The following is a 19,476-nucleotide window of genomic DNA, read 5'->3' on the forward strand; positions in this document are numbered from 1 at the left end:
TCGCCGAGCACGTCGTACACCGCGCGGCCCATGCGCGTCATGATGCGCATGTTCACGGCCACATACGGCGTATCGGACAGCTCCACGCCGATATGCGCGATGGGCGAGCCGAGCGGCCCCATCGAGAACGGCACGACATACATCGTGCGGCCACGCATGCAGCCCTGGAACAGGCCGTCGAGCGTGGTGCGCATTTCGCGCGGATCGATCCAGTGGTTGGTCGGGCCGGCGTCTTCACGTTTTTCGCTGCAGATGAACGTGCGGTCTTCCACGCGGGCGACATCCGACGGATCGGACAGCGCCAGGAACGAGTTCGGACGCTTGGCAGGGTTGAGCCGCTGCATCGTGCCGGCGGCCACCATCTGCTCACACAGACGGTCGTATTCTTCCTGCGAACCATCGCACCACACCACGCGCTCCGGCTGGGTGATCGCCGCGATGTGCGAGACCCAGTCGATCAGCTTGCGGTGACGCACCCAACTGGGCAGATCACGTGTGGCGACATTGGACGAGGAAGAGGCGTTGAGCGCGCTTGCGCTCACACTGGCTTGCGTCATGGGGGTTATCTCCATGCAGAGTCGAGGAATCGGGACAGGCACCGGGCGTGCGCAGCGCGCAGACGCCGGGTGTGCTTTGCGCGGATAGCTTCGCGAGCACGAAATCTCGCAACGCAGCCCATCCGGTCGGGGATACCGGAGGGAAGGCAGGGGGCAACACGCGCACCGATACGTGCGCATCAAGCGTCTCGCTCACCAGATCCGACTTGCTTTTGCGGGGTGGGTTCGATTTTTTGCCATCGTGTTGAGGCGGTTTCGCCATGGTTGCCAGGACACCTGCCATACTATGCAAAACGAGGCGTCAGCATACCACCGCGCAAATCGCGCCGGTGCTGCGTCGCAACAAGGCTGGCGGGGCGTTTTCGCCAAAAAGGCCGGCCGTGTCAACGACCAGTACGCCCGCCCCCAGCGGCGGCCTCCGATATTATTTCCGCCGGTGCCGGACCCACGAGTCCTGCGCCGGTTCGATTACGCTTTGCCATGAAAATTGCCATTCTCGACGACTATCAGGACGCTGTCCGAAAGCTCGATTGCTTCTCCCTGCTGGCCGGTCACGACGTCAAGGTCTTCAACAATACGGTGAAAGGCGTCGGACAACTCTCCGCCCGCGTGGGTGAAGCCGAAGTACTCGTCCTGATCCGCGAACGCACCGCCATCACCGCGCAACTCATCGACAAACTGCCGCGTTTGCGCGTCATCAGCCAGACCGGACGCGCGGGCAATCACATCGACATCGACGCCTGTACGGCGCGCGGCGTGGCCGTGCTCGAAGGCGTGGGCTCGCCCACCGCCCCGGCCGAACTGACCTGGGCCCTGATCATGGCGGCGCAGCGCCGCATTCCACAGTACGTGGCCAGCCTGAAACACGGCGCCTGGCAGCAATCGGGCCTGAAGTCATCGAGCATGCCGCCGAACTTCGGCATGGGACAGGTGCTGCGCGGCCAGACGCTCGGCCTGTGGGGCTACGGCAAGATCGGCCGCCTGGTGGCGGGTTACGGCCGCGCGTTCGGCATGGAAGTGATGGTCTGGGGCCGCGAGGGTTCGCGCGAAGCCGCTGCGGCAGACGGTCTGCGTGTGGCCAACAGCAAGGAAGAACTCTTTACACAGAGCGATGTGCTGTCGCTGCATCTGCGTCTGAACGACGAAACGCGCCATCTCGTGAAGCTGGAAGATCTGTTGCAGATGAAGCCGACGGCGTTGTTCGTGAACACGAGCCGCGCCGAACTGGTGGAAGAAAACGCGCTGATCACGGCGCTGAACCGGGGACGTCCGGGCATGGCCGCCATCGACGTGTTCGAGAGCGAGCCGATTCTGCAAGGCAATCCGCTGCTGCGACTCGAGAATTGCGTCTGCACGCCGCATATCGGGTATGTCGAACGAGAGAGCTACGAGTTGTATTTCCGCGTGGCCTTCCAGAACATCGTCGACTTCCTGAACGGGGATCGCGCGCACGTCGCGAACCCGGCTGCGCTGCTGGGCTTCGGCCGCTGATCTGATCGGCCAGCGCTGACCCACGCCGGACGCGCATCATGCGTCCGGTGCGCCGGCGCGCTTACTTCAGCGTGTCGAGATGGCGCAGAAAGGTCTCGCCGTCGCGGCGGCCCAACGCATAGGCCGGGCCCATCATGTCCGGACGCGTGTAATCCCAACTGGAAATCGGCACGGGCTCGGACGGCTGCACATACAGCCGATCCTGCCCGGCGTAATGCTGGGTGAAGATCTGCGGTCGCGGGTAGCGGCGCGTGACCATCACCAACACCTGCCCCGGCGTGGCATCGAGCGCGTCGACGGGCACGTTGTCGACCATGCCGCCGTCGAGCACGGCACGCCCGCCTCGCCGCAGAATCGGCGTGAACGGCGGTGTACAGGACGATTGCAGCATCAGGTCCGCCAGCTCCGACGTTGTCCGGCAATCCTGCGCGCGCACGAACTCGGGCGTAAAACCGAGGCGCCGGGCCAGCGTCGGATGCAGCGTGCGACGCACATGCTTGTCGATGTTGTAGGCGACGATCCCCGCGGCCGTTGCCGTGCGCGGCCCGAGCCAGCGCGGGATATGCGACACGCCCACCCGAATCTCCGGGCCGGCGGCGAGCTTCTCCAACTGGCCGTCGTAGATGTCGAGCAACGCCTGACGATAGATCCGGTAGTGCGGGAACACACGCTCGCCGCGCAGCAGGTTGCCCCAATACGCATTCTTGCGATTGCTCGCGAGCGCCTGCCGGTAATAATCCATCACCCAGTCCGACGCCCGCATGTGCAACATGCAGGCCGTGGCCGCACCCGCCGAGATGCCGGTGATCACACGCGGGCGCAGGGGCACCTCGGGCGTGACACGCTCCCAGAAACCGGCCTGCCACCAGCAACGGTTACCGCCGCCGGCGAAGACGATCTGATCGAACATAAGCCCCCCGGGTCATTCGATGCGCTCAATACGCTTCGGCGTCATGACGCCGATACGCTCACAGCAGCGCGTAGGTCGTGGTCGCGTGCACGGCCATCTTGCCCGACGCGTCGAAAATCTCGATCTCGCCGAACACGAGATTCTTGCCCCGGCGCAGAATCCGCGCGATCACGCGCAGGTCGCCGTCCGTCACGGGACGCATGAATTGTGTGTTGAGCGTGACGGTGGTCATCGGTTGAAAGCCGCCGAGGGCCGCCGACAGCGCCACGACCATCGCGGTGTCGGCCACCGCCATGAACACCTGTCCGCAGATCACCCCACCACCGTGCTTGAACGCGGCATCGAACGGCAGTCGCAACTCGCTCTGCTCGGGCCCTGCCGCCTCGACTTGCAGATTGAGTTGTCGCACCCACGGCGACACGAGTTCATCGAGCATCTTCTGCGCTTGCACCAGCTCCATCCTGACCATCCTTCGGTTGTCGTTGTGTTGTTGTGTTTCCCGTATGAAGCCGATGATAGCTGCAAAACAAACGCGCCACCCGGCAAGGGTGGCGCGTCGAGTGACAGCGGTGTCGGCCGCGTGGATCGCGCGCGGACTCAGCCGTTCGTCTTGTCCTGATGGATGCGCTGGCTCTGATGGTTCTCACGATGCTGGACGCCCGCTTGCTCGCCCTGACTCACGTGACCGTTCTTGCCCGCACGCGCCTCGGCCGCGTCGACACGTGCCTGACCTCGCTCGAGGCTGCCGACCTGCTTGTTGTTCAACGTTCCGGCGGCCTGCCCCTGGGCGATGCGCTTCTCCTGATTCACGTTACGCTGCACGTCTGCCTGCATGCGCTCAGACGACTTCGACGCAGGGTTACCCACCTTGCCGTTGTGCTTGAGTCGATCGATCTTCGCGCTCTCCTTGTTCTGGGCATTCGCGATGCGCGCCTTCTCGGCGGCCGTGTCGCCGGTGTGATCGGCGTGCGCCTGCATCTTGTCGATCTTCGCCTCGCCCTTCTCCAGGCTCGACGCTTCCTTGGTCGACAACTGGCCGCTCTTCAGGCCGTTCTCGATGCGCTGCTGCTGGTTGATGTCGCGCGCCGTTTCACCGGCAGTGCCCTGGGCGAACGCCTGCGAGGCGAACACACCGCCGAGGGCAACGGTCACAGCGCTCAGAATCAGAGTTTTACGGACGTTCATGATGGAATCCTTATTGGCGATGACAATGCCTGATCAATGTCTGGATACGACGCTCTCGACGCGTATCCGGAGAACCGGCGGGGACACTCGTCGCTGGCGGGATTGCCAGCGGTTTGCTGCGTCCTTATGGCGATTAACGAGGCACTCGCCCGCGACGACGACAGCCGTCGTGTAACCGCGGAGTCCGAAAGGTAACCGCTTGTAATTCGCTCGCCCTGCCGGTTTCGCGTCATGTCCATGAAATCATTGGGACCCCCGCAGACAGCGCCGTAACGATTTGATACAGTGGTGCCCATTTGGCCGGCACACCCACCCGCGGTGAGCGTGCCCCATTCCCCGTCAGCCCCCTTACGCGAACACGCGAGTCAAGAAGGAGCTTCACCATGCAGAGCACCAGAGACGACCTCGGCAAACTGATCCTGCGCCTCACCCTCGGTATCCTGCTGCTGTTTCACGGCGTCAATAAGGTCATCAACGGTGTGGGCTTCATCGAGGGCATGATCACGTCGCACGGCTTGCCGGGCTGGCTCGCCTACGGCGCCTATCTCGGTGAAGTGCTCGCGCCGGTGCTGCTGATCCTCGGCGTGCTGAGCCGACTGGGCGGCCTGCTGGTCGTGGGCAACATGGTCGTCGCGTTCTCGCTGGTCCACCTGAGCCAGTTGGGCGACCTCGCCAAGACCGGTGGATGGGCGCTCGAGTTGCAGGGCTTCTATCTGTTCACGGGGCTGTGCGTGATCCTCTTCGGCGCCGGCCGCTACAGCGTGTCGGGTGGACGCGGCGTCTGGGACTGACCGGAAGCGATCGTCTTCACCCGGGACTGAACGCCGCGCGCCGTATCGCGCGAGCGTGATCTTCGGCCCGCCTTTGTCGAGTGACGGCAAAGGCGGGCCGAATCGTTTCGGAATATTGCGAATCTCGGCGCTCGTAACGTCAGGTAATACAGCGGTTGCACTTTGCAACTTGTTCGACGATGCGATGACTTACTCTGAAACTGCCAATTCCGGCAGTACCCAAAGGAGTTAACACCATGCGCAAACTGAAGATCGCCGCCGCGTCCGCTGTCCTTGTCGCCACCTCGATGTTCGGCCTCGCCCATGCTGCCGACGCCACCGCGCCGGCCACGGGTCCGAACGCCGCCATGCATCACATGCGTGGCGAGCACGGTCCCTGGGGGCTCGGTGACATTCGCAAGTTGCACGATCAACTGAAGCTCAACGCGCAGCAGGAACAAGCCTGGCAACAGGCCGTGAATACGTCGAAGCAGAATCGCGACGCCATGCGCAAGAACGGTGAGCAGTTCCGCCAGATGTTCGCGCAGGCGAAGGATCAGCAGGTGCTCGATCTCGCCGGCATGCGCGCCGCGCGTGAGAAGGTGTTCGATCAGAACCGTCAGCTTCGCAGCCAGACCGAAGACGCCTGGTTGAACGTGTACAACGGTCTGAACAACGACCAGAAAACCCTCGTGAGCACCGCCATCAAGGCGCGCTGGGCCAAGATGAAGGCCTGGCACGACAAGGCGATGCAGCATCGCGGCCAGATGCACAAGGGCGCGCCGGCAACGCAGCCGCCGGCCGGTCAGGCGCAATAAGCGCACAGCAGCGAGACCAGCGCCGCCGGGCGACATCGCCCGGCATGTCGAGAGACGCCCGGTTCCCCGTATTGCACGGAGGCCGGGCGTTTTTTACGTCTCGCTCCAGACGCGGATGAGGTTGTGATAACAGCCGACCAACGTGCGGCGCGCCGTCTCGTCGGCGCCCGTCGCATTCAATCGCTGGATGGCGTTGTCCATATCGAAGAGCAACGTGCGTTGCGTGTCGTCCTTCACCAGACTCTGCACCCAGAAGAAGCAGCCGACGCGCGTGCCGCGCGTGATCGGATTTACCCGATGCAGACTGGTCGCCGGATACAGCACCATGTCGCCGGCCGCCAGCTTCACCTGATGTGCGCCGTACTGGTCCTCGATCACGAGTTCGCCGCCGTCGTACTCATCGGGCGATGCGAGAAACAGCGTCGCGGAAATGTCGGTGCGAATGCGCATGCCGCTGCCGGGCTGCAGGCGAATCGCGCCGTCCACGTGATTGCCGAAGTGCATGCCTTCGCCGTAGCGATTGAACATCGGCGCATAGACCTTGTTCGGTAGCGCTGCGCTGATGAACAGCGGATGACGCTCCAGCGCGCCGAGAATCACGTCGCCCAGTTCACGGGCGACGGCGCTGTGCTCGTCGATCTGCTGATTCTGCTTGACGGGCGCGCCCTGATAGCCCGCCGTAGCCAGCCCGTCGACCCAGGCGTCGCCCGCGCTGTCGAGCCGGGCACGCACCCAGCCGACCTGATCCGGGTTGAGGACATTCGGTATGCGCAGCAGCATCGGTGGACTTCCTTCGAGATGAGTCGGAACCGGGTCCGAGACCGGTCAAAGGCGGTCAGAACCGGTAGGTGCCGGTCAGCATTGCCGTCCGCCCGATGCCCGGTACCGCGCGCCCGCCGTCCGACGGAATGAGCGCGTCGAAGTATGTCTTGTTGAACACGTTGAGCAGGTTGAAGCGGATATCGTACTTCGGCTGGTGGTAGGCAACGGTGGCGTCCCAGCGAGTATAGCCGCCCACCTGAATCAGGTTGGTGTTGGCCGCGTAGCGTGACGACATGTAGTTCATGCCGCCGCCCACTTCCCAATGCCCGAGGGTGTACGTCGACCAGAGCGTGAGCGAGTGGCGCGGCGTGTTGGCGAGTACATTGCCCTGCGTGCCGTCGTTGGCCTGCAGGACTTGCGAGTTCAGGAACATGTAGCCGCCCATCACCTGCCAGTTCGACGTGATGTGGCCGGTCGCGCTCAGCTCGAAGCCGCGCACACGCACCTTGCCCGAGTTGGAGTACTCGCCCGACGTGCCGGTCTGCGTGCGCGCGTTGTTCTTCGTGATCTGGAACAGCGCAGTGTTGATCGAGAGGTTGTCGTCGAACAGATTCCACTTGCTGCCGACCTCGAACGACTCGTTCGTCTCCGGCGGCAGCGCCTGCGTATTGTTGGTGACCGTCAGCGCCTCGAGCGACGGATTGAACGACGTGCCGTAGGAGAAGTAGTAGGACTGCGACTCGGTCGGCTGGTAGATGACACCGGTGCGAACGCTCGTGTAATTCACCGTCTGCGTGGCGTAGCCCGGTGCGCTCACGGTATTGGAAAGCTGCGCCTTGTAGCGATCCCAGCGCAGGCCGCCCACGATCTTCCATTGCCTGGTCAACTCGATGGTGTCGTTCGCGTAGAACGCCATCGTTTCGGCCGAGCCTTGCGCCAGGTTGCCGGTCGTGGTCGTCACGTTCGGCAGATTCGAGTAGTACGCCGTACTGTTGGCCGGAATCCAGCCGAGGAATCCCGACGCCTGCCCGGCGCCCGTGCGCGAGTACGCCTGATTCTCGTAGGTGTCGCGACCGAACTCCGCCCCGGCGATGACCGTGTGCTTGAGCGGCCCGGTGGAGAACGTCTTCACGACATCCGTCTGGTTGAACAGCGACGTGTCGGTGATCTTGCGGTCGTGGCTTTGCAGTTGCACCCAAAGCTGATCGAGCGAGAACGACGGAAGGCCCGCCGTCGGCCCGGTCGGGAGCGTGGTGAAGCCGCCCGAGCCGTTGGGCACGCCCACCGCGTGCGGCGACGTCTCGATCGCGTCGATGACGTAGCGGCTGTACTGCGTCTGGTTCGAGATCTTCAGGCTGTCGTCGACCTTGTGCTCGATCTTCGCGGTGAAGCTCGCAACGTCCTGCACCGTACGGTCGGTCGTCAGCCCGTAGAACTGATTCTTGGAGATGGGCAGCGGGCGGCCGTTGTAGCCCACGGTGCCGTAGTCCGCCATGTCGCGGTTGTGTTGCACGAGCGCGGAGAGCGTGATCTGTGTGGGCGTACCGATGCCCAGCTTGAGCGTCGGCGCGACGCCCCAATCCTGGTTGTTGATGACGTCGCGCGTGGAATGCATGTCCTGCCCGAAGCCGTTGATGCGAAATGCTGCCGTGTCCGAGATCGGGCGATTGAAATCGAACGAACCGCGATACCGGTCGTTCGTGCCGATCGTGCCCGACACTTCGCTGAGCGGTTTGAGGTTCGCCTGTTTGCTCACCTGATTGATGACGCCGCCGGTCGAGCCTCGGCCGAACAACATCGAGGACGGCCCTTCGAGCACTTCGATCGAGTCGAGATTGAACGTGTCGCGGTAGTACTGGCCGCGGTCGCGGAACCCATCCAGAAAGATGTCGGTGCGTGCGGAGAAGCCGCGCAGGTTGATGTTGTTGCCGATCTGGCCGCCTTCGGCGCCGCCGAGCGTGATCGCAGGCGAGTTGCGCAGCGCGTCGGCAAACGAGGTCGCGCCCTGTGCCTGCATGACCGCCTTGTCGATCACGGTGACCGACTGCGGAATGTCGCGAATCGCCGTAGGCACCTTGCCGCCGACCGTCGACAGGTCTCGCTGATACTCCTCGCGGATCGATGCCCCCGAAACGTCGGTTTGCGGCAGCGCAGCGGCAGGCGCGGTCGATACAGCGGGCGCGGCGCCCGGTGCTGTGTCCTGCGAGGCGGCCGGTGCGGTGCTCTGCGCCATGACCGGCGAGGCATAGGAGGCGGCGAGCGGCGTAGCGAACAGCGCCATCATCGCCAGCGTCAGGGGCTTGCGTTGCATCATGATCGGTATCGGATTACGGCAGCAGAGCGGCCGGAAAGTGAGCGGGACAATCTGGGGCGCGAATATAAATAGGAATGATTTTCATTACAAGACACCATCGTTCACGTAACTGCCTGAAATCACCGCGTTCCTTGTAATACGCCGTAACACGTCGGCACCATAAAGGTGCGCCCGCCATGTAAGCCGATGAAAGCAAGCGGATTACTTCCTCGACTTCGAATCGGGAATCGCTCTCTCACCATCGTGCGGCCCAAGGGTATTCCCTAGGACAACGGCGCAACGGTTGCGGAAGTTTTGAGCAGATCGGGGGGGCGGCCGCGCGTTACGCCGGTTTCGTCTGTCGAGATCGCCATCCCAACCCGTGGCATATCGATATGACGCATCGCACGCTATGCATAGGCGAAACGCTTATTGGCGCGCCCGCCTGACGTCGCGATACAAGTGAGCCATCGGGCACGGTTGCGGATACCGTCGCGCATAGCGCTGCGGGCATGTCCGTCCGCCCTGCCCATCGCTCGCGTTAGCGCCCCACATTCGGATCGCTCACGCGCCACGTTCGTCCCGAGCGACCCGATGACGGTCGCCGCTGCCCGCCACTTCGTCATGTCTCGTCAGATCGACTCAGCAACATCCCGCCTGTCCAATTCCCCTGCCGGAGCTTCCGACGTCGGCAAAGCTATCGATACGTCGGTGCCGCGCCGCCGCTTCCTCCAGCGCACGGGCACCGCGTTGCTCGCGGGGAGCGTTGTGCAGGCGTTCGGCGTCACCGGTGCGCTCGTGCACAGCGGCGATGCACGCGCCGCCACCGGGCCGCTGACGCTGCGCATCGGCTATCAGAAGTCGTCGACGCTCATCGTGGTCGCCAAAGCCCGTGGCACGCTGGCACAGGCGCTCGCGCCACATAACGTCACGCTCACCTGGCATGAATTCACCAGCGGATTGCCGCTGCTCGAAGCGCTCAACGTCGGCAGCATCGATTTCTCGGCCGACGTGGCCGACACGGTGCCGGTCTTCGCGCAGGCAGCGGGCGCGCGCATCGCCTACGTGGCCCGCGAGACACCCTCGCCCGACGCCGAGGCGATCCTGGTGCAGCAAACGTCGCCGATCAAAACGTTGGCGGATCTGAAGGGCAAACGCATCGCCGTGACCAAAGGCGCGGGCGTGCACTATCTGCTCATCGCAGCCCTGCAGAGTGCGGGCCTGCGCATCACCGACGTGCAACCCGCCTATCTGACACCTGCCGACGGGCGCGCCGCGTTCGCCAGCGGCAACGTCGACGCCTGGGTCACGTGGGATCCGTTCCTTGCCAGCGTCGAGCGTCAGGACAAGGTGCGCACCCTCACCACGGCGCGCGGACTCGCCGGCTATCAGCGCTACTACCTCGCCACACCTGCGTTTGCGCGCGAGCACTCGGCCGTGCTGCGCGACGTCTATCGTGCGTTGTCCGAAGCAGGTCAGTGGGTGCGCGCCAACCCACATGAAGCGGCGGCATTGCTGGCGCCGATCTGGGGCCTGGACACCGCCACCGTCGAGGCGGCCAACCGTCGGCGCAGTTACGACGTGCAACCCGTGGTGCGCGACGCCATCGCCGAACAGCAGCGCATTGCCGACGTCTTCACGCAGGCCGGTCTGCTGCCCAGACGCGTCGACGCTGCCGACGCCACGATATGGCAAGCCCCGGCCTGACGCCCGCCCCCTCCTCTGAAAGCCGACGGGCGCCGAACGACCGGTCGGGCGTGACACGCCAATCGTATCTGCCCGATAAAGCGGCACCCTCGGCAGGAAGGTGTCGGTATGTCGCAATTCCCACAATTTCGTGCGAATTTCTCAGGTATTTCCGAAATGATTCATACGTGTGTTTATACTTGGGCCTGTAATACATAAAGCATTTGGCCGGAGCCCCCCCGGAACGGCCTTGGCGTTTGGCCAGACACCGATTTGCCCGCCCTCGGCGCAGCATGCGCTGCGCATGCCGGACAGGTCGGACTGGCTCGACGACATCATGAAATCGGCAACACCGGCGCGACACCTTCGTGTGTGCGTCGGTGTTGCCTATTTGCCGTCCAGGGACAATGCAAGCCACCAGATCGCTCTACCTGCTCGGACCGATGCGGGTCGAACAAGGCAAACAAGCCTGCGCCGTGAAGTACACCAAGGCGCGCGGGTTGCTGGCCTATCTCGCCCTGCAGCCCGGTTATCACACGCGCGGCGCGCTCGCCGACCTGTTCTGGCCCGATGAAGACGGTCAGGGCGGGCGCGACAAGCTCAAGCGCATGCTCTTCCATCTGCGCGACACGCTCGGCGACGAACTCTTCGAGTCCGATCGTCAGGTCGTGCGCCTGCGGCCCGAGACCGGCCTCTGGATCGACGCGCATGTTTTCGCGAGCATGATCGAGCAGGCGAACCGGACGCTTGAAACGGTCACCGGTCTGGATCTGGCCGCGCATCTGCAACATCTGGCCGATGCCGTCGCCCTGTATCAGGGCCCGTTCCTGCATGGGCTGTCAGTACGCGACACGCCCGACCTCGAACAATGGATAGAACTCCAACGCGATGAGTATCAGCGTCGTCGCGTGTTCGGCGAACGACTGCTTGCCGACGGTTACGCGCGTCTGGGCGACCTCGATCAGGCGCTCGCACACGCGCGGCAGCTCGTCGCCCTCGCCCCGTTCGACGAATCCGGCTGGCAGTGCCTGCTCGCGCTGCTGTTGCGCGCCGGACGCCGCGACGACGCCGAGACCGAATACCGGCGTTTGTGCGAGATCCTGAAAGAGGAACTCGGCGAAGCCCCCGGCCCGGCGCTCACGCAGTTGCTCGAAACACCACCCGCGCGCATGGAACAGCGCGCCACGGGCCCGGAACGTCGCCAACTGACCGTCGTCGCCATCGAATTCGCCCCCAACGGCATCGACGATCCCGACCAGCTCGTCGGCATCATGCGCCCGCCGCTCGTGCAATGCGAAACGATCCTGCGTCAGTCGTGGGGCTACACGATGCGCACGCCGACCGGCGGATTGCTCGGCTACTTCGGCTACCCGACCGCGCTCGAAGGCGCCGGACGGCACGCCGTCGAGGCCGCCATGCGTTGCGTGCAGGCCAGTACGGCGCGCGTGGGCATCGGTGTCGGCGTTCACACCGGCCTCGTCATCAGTTCGGTGGCCGACGACAGTCCGGACACCGGCGGCCGCGTATCGCGCTCCGCCACGCAGCTCGCCGACATGGCGCTGCCCGGCGAGGTCGTGATCTGCGACGCGACGCAGCGTCTCATCGGCGTAGCCATCGCAACGACCGCGCACGGCAGCGTGCGCGAGCGTCATGGCAATCGCGAGATCCCGGTATTTCGCGTCAATCCCGATCCGACACCGGAGCGCCGCTCACGACGCCGCGCGGCCATGCTCTTCGGGCGCGACGCCGCGCTCGCCGATCTCGCGACCGTGCACGACGCGACACGCGACGCCAATGGCGGGCAAGGCGTACTGGCGCTGGTGATCGGAGAAGCCGGCATCGGCAAGTCGGCGCTCGTGCGCCACTTCACGGAAACGCGCGGCCTGCGTGCCATCGATCTCGCCTGCGCGCAAGATGGTGCAGGCACGCCGTTCCATCCGATTGCCCGCTGGCTGCGCACGCAATCGGCAGCCGATGCGTCACAACTGCCGCAACCGGCCCTGCTCGCGCACCGTCGCCTGCGTGCGCTGTTTGACATGCCGGCCGAAGGCAACGCGCCGCACGCCTGGAAACAGGCCGTGCTGAACGAAGTGCCGGCGCTGCTCACCGCCCTGCTGCCCGATGGCGGTGTGCTCATGCTCGACGACGCGCACTGGGCCGATCCGTCCACGCAGGAACTCCTCGCGCTCATGGCAGAGAGCCCGCCCGCCGGACGTCTGCTGATCGTTTGCGCGCGTCCCGAGTTCGAATTGCCGTGGCATCACACCGCCGGATTGCGTCGCATCGATCTCGCGGCGCTCGACGCCGGTGCCGCAGCGTCCATCGTGCGCGCTGCCACGCCGCGCGTGGCACTGCCGGCCGCCTTGCGCGAGCGCATCGTGCATCTGGCGGAAGGTGTCCCGCTGTTCCTGCAGGAACTGGCGCGCGCCACGGCCGCACAGCAAGGCGGACGCGGTGCCGGTGCCACGATGCCCATGCCGGCAAGCCTTCAGGAGCTGATGATGGCCCGCATCGACGCGGCGGGCAGCGCGAAGCCGGTCGCACACTTCGCGTCGTGTCTCGGCCTCGAGTTTCACGCCGACCTGCTCGCTGCGGCGAGCGGTCGTGAGATGGCGCTCGTCGAACGCGCGCTCGACACGCTCGTGGCCTGCGCACTGGTGCAACGTCAGGACAGCGGGCGCTATGTCTTCCGCCACGCCTTGCTGCACAAGGCCGCCTACGACGCGCAGCCGCAGGAGCGCCGTCAGGACGCGCATCGACGCATCGCGCTGGCCATGCGCGAGTACGATGCCAGCGCCGTGCAGAATGAGCCAGAAGTGCTCGCGTGGCACTTCCGTCAGGCCGACGAACCGGACGCCGCCATCGAGCATTACCGTCTCGCCGGTGAATACGCGACAGGCCGTCAGGCATTCCGCGAGGCCTGCGCCCATTATCAGAGTGCCCTCGATGTGCTGCGTCAAACGGGAACGAGCGCCCAGAACGCGCAACGCGAGCTGCAACTGCGCATGGCGCTCGGCGTGCCGCTCGTCTCGCTGCATGGCTATGGCTCGGAACCGGCGCGTCACAATTTCGAGACCGCACTGGCGCTCGCGCAGCCGATGGGTGACGACATTGCGCTGTTCCCCGTGTACTGGGGCTTGTGGCTTGGCTCCAGTTCGTGGAGCGACTTCGGGCGCAGCGTGGAACTTGCGCGCAAGCTCATCCTGATCGCCGAGCAAGCCGGTGCGGCGCCGTTACTTGCCCACGCGTACTACGCGCTCGGCAACAGTCTGTGCTGCCACGGCGACTTCGGTGGCGCAGTCACGGCACTCGAAACCGGGCTCTCGCATTACCGGCCCGAGCACGCCGAGACCGGCCTCGGCGAAGACGCCCGCGTGACGGGGCTGTCTTTCCTGTCGTGGGCCTACTGGTTCATCGGACGCCACGATGCGTCACTCGCCGCAAGCGAGGAAGCGCTGGCGCTGGGCCGGCGTCAGGGACGCCGCTACTCGTTCTCGTTCGCGCTCGTGTTCGCAGCGTTATTGCGGCGACTGCGTCGAGAGGTCGCCTCGGCCGAGGCGCTGGCGAGCGAGGCGACCGAAGTGGCCAACGAGACCGGCGTGGCGCTCTGGGCACTTGCCGGGCAGACGATTCGCGGCTGGGCGCTCGCCTCTCGCGGCGACGTCAACGGCCTGGAACGAATCACCGACAGCGTGGGACGCCTGAGCGAGATCATGGGCGGCGTCGAAGGCATCTTCTTCGGGCTGATGGTCGAAGCGTGCGCAGGCACCGGCGACATCGCGCTGGGCCTGCATGCCACCGAGCGCGGTGCCCACGTGGCGGCGCGTCGCAGCGATGGCCACTGGCAAGCCGAATTCCTGCGGCAGAAAGGCGACTTCCTGCGCGCTGGAAATCATCCGGACGAGACCGTACGACCGTGGCTGGAGCACGCCTTGCAGGTCGCACGCGCTCAGGCATCGCCAACGCTCACGCTGCGCGCGACGCTCAGTCTGCTGCGTCTCGATGGCAACGATGCGGCGCGCGACGCCGAATACGTGGCGATCCTGCGCGAGGCCCTCGATGCACTGCACGGCGGCGAGACCTTGGCAGACGTTCAGGAAGCGCGCGCGATGATCGCGGAAGTCATGGCGCGACGCCCCGAGCGGCGCGCCGCGCGCTTCGGCAGCTGAGCGTCGCATCGGATCGGATAAGGCACCGGCAACGATTTGCCGGTGCCGCTTCGGCTCAGCATGCGTGAATAGGCGCTATCAGGCCTGCCGTATGTCAGCGGCAAACGCGACCGCTATAGTCAAGCGACCGGTGCCCCCAAACCTCATACACCGAACCTGACATGCCCATCGACTCCTTGCGTGCCGCGTCCCCTGCGCGCGCCGACGCCCGCCCCAACGCCACCTGCACGCCGCTCACACTGATCAGCCCCGCCGCCGCGTCGCCCGCCCCGTTGATGTCGCGCGAGGTCGTCGTCTCGGGATGCGTCAAACGGCGTCACTCGTTCGACCTCTGCGCGTTGCAGCGTCTGCCGACACAACTGACCGGCCCGCTCGATGTCGTCTGCCTGTCCGGACGCAAGGTGCGCAGCGCGAACGAATACAAAGGCGTGCGCCTGAGCGCGTTGCTCGACGTCGCGCAACTGCGCATGCCCCAGGCGCGCGATTTCACGCGGGCGTTCGTCATGGCGCAAGGCGCAGACGGCTACACCGTCATGTTCTCCTGGCACGAGCTTTACAACACCCCCGTCGGCGTGGGCGCCCTGGTCGTCTATGAGCGTGACGGACAGCCGCTGGGCGCCGACGAAGGGGGCATCGGCCTAATTTCGACATGCGATCTTCGCGTGGCGTTGCGTCAGGTGCGTGCACTCACGCGGCTTACGGTCCATCTGGCCGATCCCGCGCCCTTCTGACGTCGTCCGCTGTCATCCGTTCGCGCCGCATGCCGCCTACACTGGCGACACACTTCACACGGCAGCGAACCATGACGTCGTCCCTGCACACGCCTCTCTCCCTCGATACCAACGCCACCGGGCGCCCGCACATGCCGCCCGAGTGGCATCCCCATGCCGCCTGCTGGATGGCGTGGCCCAGCCGCACGGTCATGTCGGGCGCGCGGCGCGCGGGCGTCATTGTCGAACTGGGACACATCGCGCACGCCATTGCGCGGTTCGAGCCGTTGCACGTCGCGGTCGATCCGGCATATCTGGACGAGGCCCGCGCCCTGCTTCCGGCGAGCGCCACGCTGCATCCGATGCCCGTGGACGATCACTGGATGCGAGACACCGGCCCCACCTTCGTGCTCGACGATGCCCGGACGCTCCACGCATTGCGCTGGAATTTCAATGGTTGGGGAAAGAAGACCGTGCCGATGCCCGATGCCGATCCGAGGGTTGCCGAGCGTGTGGCACGGGCACTCGGTGTCGGCACATCGGCCGCCCCCATCGTGGCCGAGGGCGGCTCGCTGCTTGTGGATGGCGAAGGCACGTTGATCGTGACGGAAACGTCGATCCTCAACGCAAATCGCAATCCGGGGCTGACGCATCGCGAGGCTGAAGCGGTGTTTCGCCACTGGCTGGGCGTGACGCATGTGGTGTGGTTGCCGGGCTCGTCGCTCGACACGATCACCGACGGTCACGTCGATGGTGTGGCGAGCTTCGTGCGGCCCGGCGTATTGCTTGCGACGAGTGCCAACGATGACGACGCGTGGTCACGCGAGGCGCGAGAGAATCTTCGGGCGTTGCGGCTTGCTTGCGACGCGCGCGGTCGGCGCTTCGACATCGGCCTGCTGCACGCCCCCGATTTCGACGCCCTGCCTGCCAGCGTGGCGGATGACGAGGATTTCGCGCCGGAGTACGTGAACTACTACCTGCCGAACGGCGGTGTCGTGATGGCGGCATTCGGCGACGTGGCGGCCGACGCTCACGGGCGCGATATCGTGCAGCAGGCCTATCCCGGACGACGTGTGGTGCAGGTGCCGCTACGCGCCATCGCGCGACGCGGTGGCGGCATTCACTGCTGCACGCAACAACAGCCCGCCACCGTGCGCTGAACGCGCGGCGCGCGCGACACTACTGCGCGGTGGTGCGGCGCTTGCGGGGTGCTGCGGTCTTCGTTGCAGCACCCGAGCCGGACACCTTCGCAGTTTTCGTCGACTTCACGGCTTTCACGGCTTTCACGGCTTTCACAGGATTCGCAGTCGATCCGGCGACGGCGCGCTCGCGCGGCTTCGATCCGCGTTTCGCAGTACCCTCGCTTGCCGCCGTCGCCGTCTTGCGAGCCGCGCGCTTCGGCGTGGCGACCGCGCTGTCCGACGGCGCTTGCGCACTGCCGTTGCGACCATTACTGCCCGCCTTGCGTGCAGCCTTCGCGGGTACGGCATTCGTATTGGCGATCGTCTGCGAGCGCACCCGCTGCTGCATGTCGACGATATCGGAATCGAGAATGAGTCGTCCGCGCAGCTTCCCGTTCATCCGCTTGATGTACGTGCGCGCTTCCTGCATATGAACCTGCATCAGCTCGCGCACGCGCTGCGCGTCGCCCGCGCGCGCAGCGTCGGTAATCTCGCGATGAATGTTGACGTTCGCAGTACCGAACTTCTCGTGCTCGCGGCGTGGCGTCTCGTTGCCGAACACGATCAACTGACGAATCATCTCGTTGACGAGTTCACACGTGAATCGCAGAAAACTATTGGGATTGGCGGCGGCGAGAATGTCGTGAAAATCGACATCCGCCTGGCGCTGACGCAGCAACTCTCGCCGGTCGTGCGAGGCCGGGCTGCAGCAGGCCATGTTGTGTTCGAGCGCCTCGAAGTCCGCCTCGGTCAGATGCGGCACCGCCCCTGCCGCCAACTCGGGTTCGAGCAACTGACGCACCGTGTAGATGTCGTCGATGCTCACTTCCTTGAAGAAGAGATAGTTCTGCAGCAGTTGAAACGTGCGCTCGAGCGGCACTTCGACGACCATGCCGCCACCCGACGGCCCCGTGCTCACCTTGATGAGTCCCTGCACTTCGAGCGACTTGAGCGCTTCGCGAATGGTGCTCTTCGAGACCCCGAACATCTGCTGCAATTCGACTTCGCGCGGCAGACGATCGCCGGGCAACAGATTCCCTTCCGTGATCAAGCGCTTGATGGCTTCGGCGACCAGGTCGCCGCGTTTTTGCTGTTTGATTTCCAACGGCTCGCGCATCGTTTGCGGATCCAATGCCATGTGGCGCCTCATGAGTTACCGACCGGAACGACGGCATCGGCTTCGGGTTTTTTTCCGATTGACACTGAAAAACATTATACCTACGATCAAATCCATCCTATTTATCATAATAAATATGACGGATAGGGATAAGGCCCCGGACGTTGCGTGTCGTTACAGTCAGGTCGCTTTCTCAGGTCTCTGGCCGGTCGTTGTGTGACGCGTTGAACGTTTGCACCCCATGAACGATTGCTCCCATCCCTGGAGACCAAATTGAATCGTCGTGAACTGTTGAAGCTCGCCGCCGCCGCGTCTTTGCCTGGCTCCCTACTCTCCGCTCGCGACGTGTTCGCACAAAACGCCGGCGCCATTCAACTGGCGTGCCCGGTGCCCATGTCGGGGCCTTTTGCCGCCAATGGCAAGTTCGCCGACCTCGGCATGAAACTCATCGTCGAGCAGTACGGCAAGGTGGTCGGCCGCCCGCTCGCCTACACCACGCTCGACACGGAGGGTAAACCCGCCACGGCCATTCGCCGCGTGCAGGAAATCGCCCAGCAAAAGGGCGCGCGCTTCTTCGCCGGCGGCATTCTGTCGTCCGAGGCGCTCGCGATGGGCAAGGAAGCCGAGAAAGCCGGTGGCATCTTCATCACCACCGCCGGGGCCGACGAAATCACCGGCAAGGATTGCAACAACGCCACCTTCCGCTGGTCGGTGCCGACGTTCGGGGCGATCGAGCAAACGGTGCGTCCGCTCATCGAATCGATGCCCAAGGCCAAGCGCTGGTACACGATTACGCCGCAGTATGTGTTCGGCGACGGCCTGCTCACCGCCGCGAAGAACATCTTCAAGGAGAAGGGCATCGAGCACGTCGGCAACAGCTATCACTCGCTGACGGAAAAGGAATTCTCGGGCTACCTCACCAACGCTGCCGCCGCCAAACCCGACGTGCTGCTGATTCTCAACTTCGGCTCGCAATCGTCCGACACGCTGCGGCAGGCCGTGAGCTTCGGCATGAAGAAGAACTGCACGATCCTGATGGCATGGGCCTCGGGGCTGGAGCAGTTCGAAACGCTTGGCGCCGATCTGTGCGACGGCGTGTACTTCGGCGCACAGTACTGGCACGCGGTCGCGTCGCCGCTGAACCTCGATCTCGTCAAGCGCACGCAGGAGCGCTTCAAGCAGAACCCGAACTACAGCCTGGCGGGCTCGTACATCTGCACGAAGCTCATGCTCGACGCGATGGTCAAGGCGGGCAGCGCCGATCCGAAGGCCGTGATCGCCGCGATGGAGGGCATGAAGTACGACGGCCTCACCGGCCCCGAGGAAATCCGCAAGGGCGACCACCAGGTGCTCAAGAACTACTACCTGCTCAAGGGCAAGGCCAAGTCGAAGATGAAGAATGCCGACGACTTCGCCGACATCGTCAGCGCCGGGAAGTCGTTCCTGCCGCTCGACAAGACCGAGTGCAAGATGGCCTGATGCCGGTCGAGGGCCGTTAGCGCGCGCTCGCACGGTCGTCCGTGCGCAAACGGTCGCATCGCCGGATCGCACGCGGGGACGTTTCGATGTCCCCGCCGAAGTCGTCGGATTCGTTTGTTTCGCTCGCGGCGCGCCATCGAGGTTGCGCGCCGCGAGCGTGCTCCACGTCCACTCACGTTCCCCGGGACGCGCATGAACGTCTATTTGCTGCAAGTCATCAACGGCGTCGGCATCGGCATGTTGTACTTCCTGCTGGCCGTCGGGTTGTCGATCATCTTCGGCCTGTTGCGCTTCGTGAACTTCGCGCACGGCGCCTTCTATCTGCTCGGCGCCTACTTCTGCTATCAG

General features: G+C 64.7%; 14 protein-coding genes and 2 pseudogenes. 9 read left to right on the plus strand and 7 right to left on the minus strand.

Translation table 11 applies throughout. The features are described 5' to 3' along the window. Nucleotides 1-557 (minus strand): annotated as a pseudogene (locus ABWO90_RS24565) (phosphoenolpyruvate carboxykinase (GTP)); the annotation flags it as partial. 480 nt (nt 558-1,037) lie between these two features. Here ABWO90_RS24565 and ABWO90_RS24570 point away from each other — a divergent pair. After that, complete coding sequence (locus tag ABWO90_RS24570; RefSeq protein ID WP_353193827.1) at nt 1,038-2,048, plus strand: D-2-hydroxyacid dehydrogenase family protein; 1,011 nt, start codon at nt 1,038-1,040, stop codon at nt 2,046-2,048. A 61-nt stretch (nt 2,049-2,109) separates the two neighbouring features. Here ABWO90_RS24570 and ABWO90_RS24575 read toward each other — a convergent pair whose 3' ends face one another. The 3 genes from ABWO90_RS24575 to ABWO90_RS24585 form a co-directional block, all read right to left on the minus strand. Continuing rightward, the gene (locus ABWO90_RS24575) at nt 2,110-2,958 is read right to left on the minus strand and encodes a patatin-like phospholipase family protein (RefSeq protein WP_353193828.1); all 849 of its coding nucleotides are present in this window, start codon (nt 2,956-2,958) and stop codon (nt 2,110-2,112) included. A gap of 58 nt (nt 2,959-3,016) precedes the next feature. Next, the gene (locus tag ABWO90_RS24580) at nt 3,017-3,418 is read right to left on the minus strand and encodes a PaaI family thioesterase (RefSeq protein ID WP_353193829.1); all 402 of its coding nucleotides are present in this window, start codon (nt 3,416-3,418) and stop codon (nt 3,017-3,019) included. Between the two features lie 137 nt (nt 3,419-3,555). Then, nucleotides 3,556-4,143, minus strand: coding sequence for a hypothetical protein (locus ABWO90_RS24585; protein ID WP_353193830.1), 588 nt, complete (start codon nt 4,141-4,143; stop codon nt 3,556-3,558). Nucleotides 4,144-4,526: 383 nt separating this feature from the next. On the opposite strand from ABWO90_RS24585, the gene ABWO90_RS24590 reads away from it, so the two are divergent. Beyond that, the gene (locus ABWO90_RS24590) at nt 4,527-4,934 is read left to right on the plus strand and encodes a DoxX family protein (RefSeq protein WP_353193831.1); all 408 of its coding nucleotides are present in this window, start codon (nt 4,527-4,529) and stop codon (nt 4,932-4,934) included. Nucleotides 4,935-5,170: 236 nt separating this feature from the next. Beyond that, nucleotides 5,171-5,731, plus strand: a complete 561-nt coding sequence (locus ABWO90_RS24595) for a Spy/CpxP family protein refolding chaperone (RefSeq protein WP_353193832.1) — start codon at nt 5,171-5,173, stop codon at nt 5,729-5,731. 93 nt (nt 5,732-5,824) lie between these two features. Here ABWO90_RS24595 and ABWO90_RS24600 read toward each other — a convergent pair whose 3' ends face one another. Then, entirely contained in the window at nt 5,825-6,511 is a 687-nt protein-coding gene (locus ABWO90_RS24600) for a Fe2+-dependent dioxygenase (RefSeq protein ID WP_353193833.1), read from the minus strand. A gap of 55 nt (nt 6,512-6,566) precedes the next feature. After that, nucleotides 6,567-8,807 (minus strand): TonB-dependent receptor, encoded by a 2,241-nt coding sequence (locus ABWO90_RS24605; protein WP_502922699.1) that lies wholly within the window; start codon nt 8,805-8,807, stop codon nt 6,567-6,569. A gap of 573 nt (nt 8,808-9,380) precedes the next feature. Here ABWO90_RS24605 and ABWO90_RS24610 point away from each other — a divergent pair. From ABWO90_RS24610 to ABWO90_RS24625, 4 genes are all read left to right on the plus strand, one after another. Then, nucleotides 9,381-10,493: an aliphatic sulfonate ABC transporter substrate-binding protein gene (locus ABWO90_RS24610; RefSeq protein WP_353193834.1), complete on the plus strand. Its 1,113-nt coding sequence runs from the start codon at nt 9,381-9,383 to the stop codon at nt 10,491-10,493. A 386-nt stretch (nt 10,494-10,879) separates the two neighbouring features. After that, nucleotides 10,880-14,641, plus strand: a complete 3,762-nt coding sequence (locus ABWO90_RS24615; RefSeq protein ID WP_353193835.1) for an ATP-binding protein — start codon at nt 10,880-10,882, stop codon at nt 14,639-14,641. A 161-nt stretch (nt 14,642-14,802) separates the two neighbouring features. Next, on the plus strand, nt 14,803-15,372 hold the full coding sequence (locus tag ABWO90_RS24620) for a molybdopterin-dependent oxidoreductase (protein WP_353193836.1): 570 nt from the start codon (nt 14,803-14,805) through the stop codon (nt 15,370-15,372). 71 nt (nt 15,373-15,443) lie between these two features. Continuing rightward, nucleotides 15,444-16,511: an agmatine deiminase family protein gene (locus tag ABWO90_RS24625; protein ID WP_353193837.1), complete on the plus strand. Its 1,068-nt coding sequence runs from the start codon at nt 15,444-15,446 to the stop codon at nt 16,509-16,511. A gap of 376 nt (nt 16,512-16,887) precedes the next feature. Here ABWO90_RS24625 and ABWO90_RS24630 read toward each other — a convergent pair. Further along, nucleotides 16,888-17,670: pseudogene (locus ABWO90_RS24630) on the minus strand (FadR/GntR family transcriptional regulator); the annotation flags it as partial. Nucleotides 17,671-17,922: 252 nt separating this feature from the next. Between ABWO90_RS24630 and ABWO90_RS24635 the strand changes: the two are divergent. Both ABWO90_RS24635 and ABWO90_RS24640 read left to right on the plus strand, forming a co-directional pair. Continuing rightward, nucleotides 17,923-19,128, plus strand: a complete 1,206-nt coding sequence (locus ABWO90_RS24635; protein ID WP_353193838.1) for an ABC transporter substrate-binding protein — start codon at nt 17,923-17,925, stop codon at nt 19,126-19,128. Between the two features lie 192 nt (nt 19,129-19,320). Beyond that, the coding region (locus ABWO90_RS24640; RefSeq protein WP_502922700.1) for an ABC transporter permease subunit at nt 19,321-19,476 on the plus strand (156 nt) is incomplete at its 3' end.

The sequence above is a fragment of the Pandoraea pnomenusa genome, assembly GCF_040391475.1.
GTDB classification, from domain to species: Bacteria; Pseudomonadota; Gammaproteobacteria; order Burkholderiales; family Burkholderiaceae; genus Pandoraea; species Pandoraea pnomenusa_C.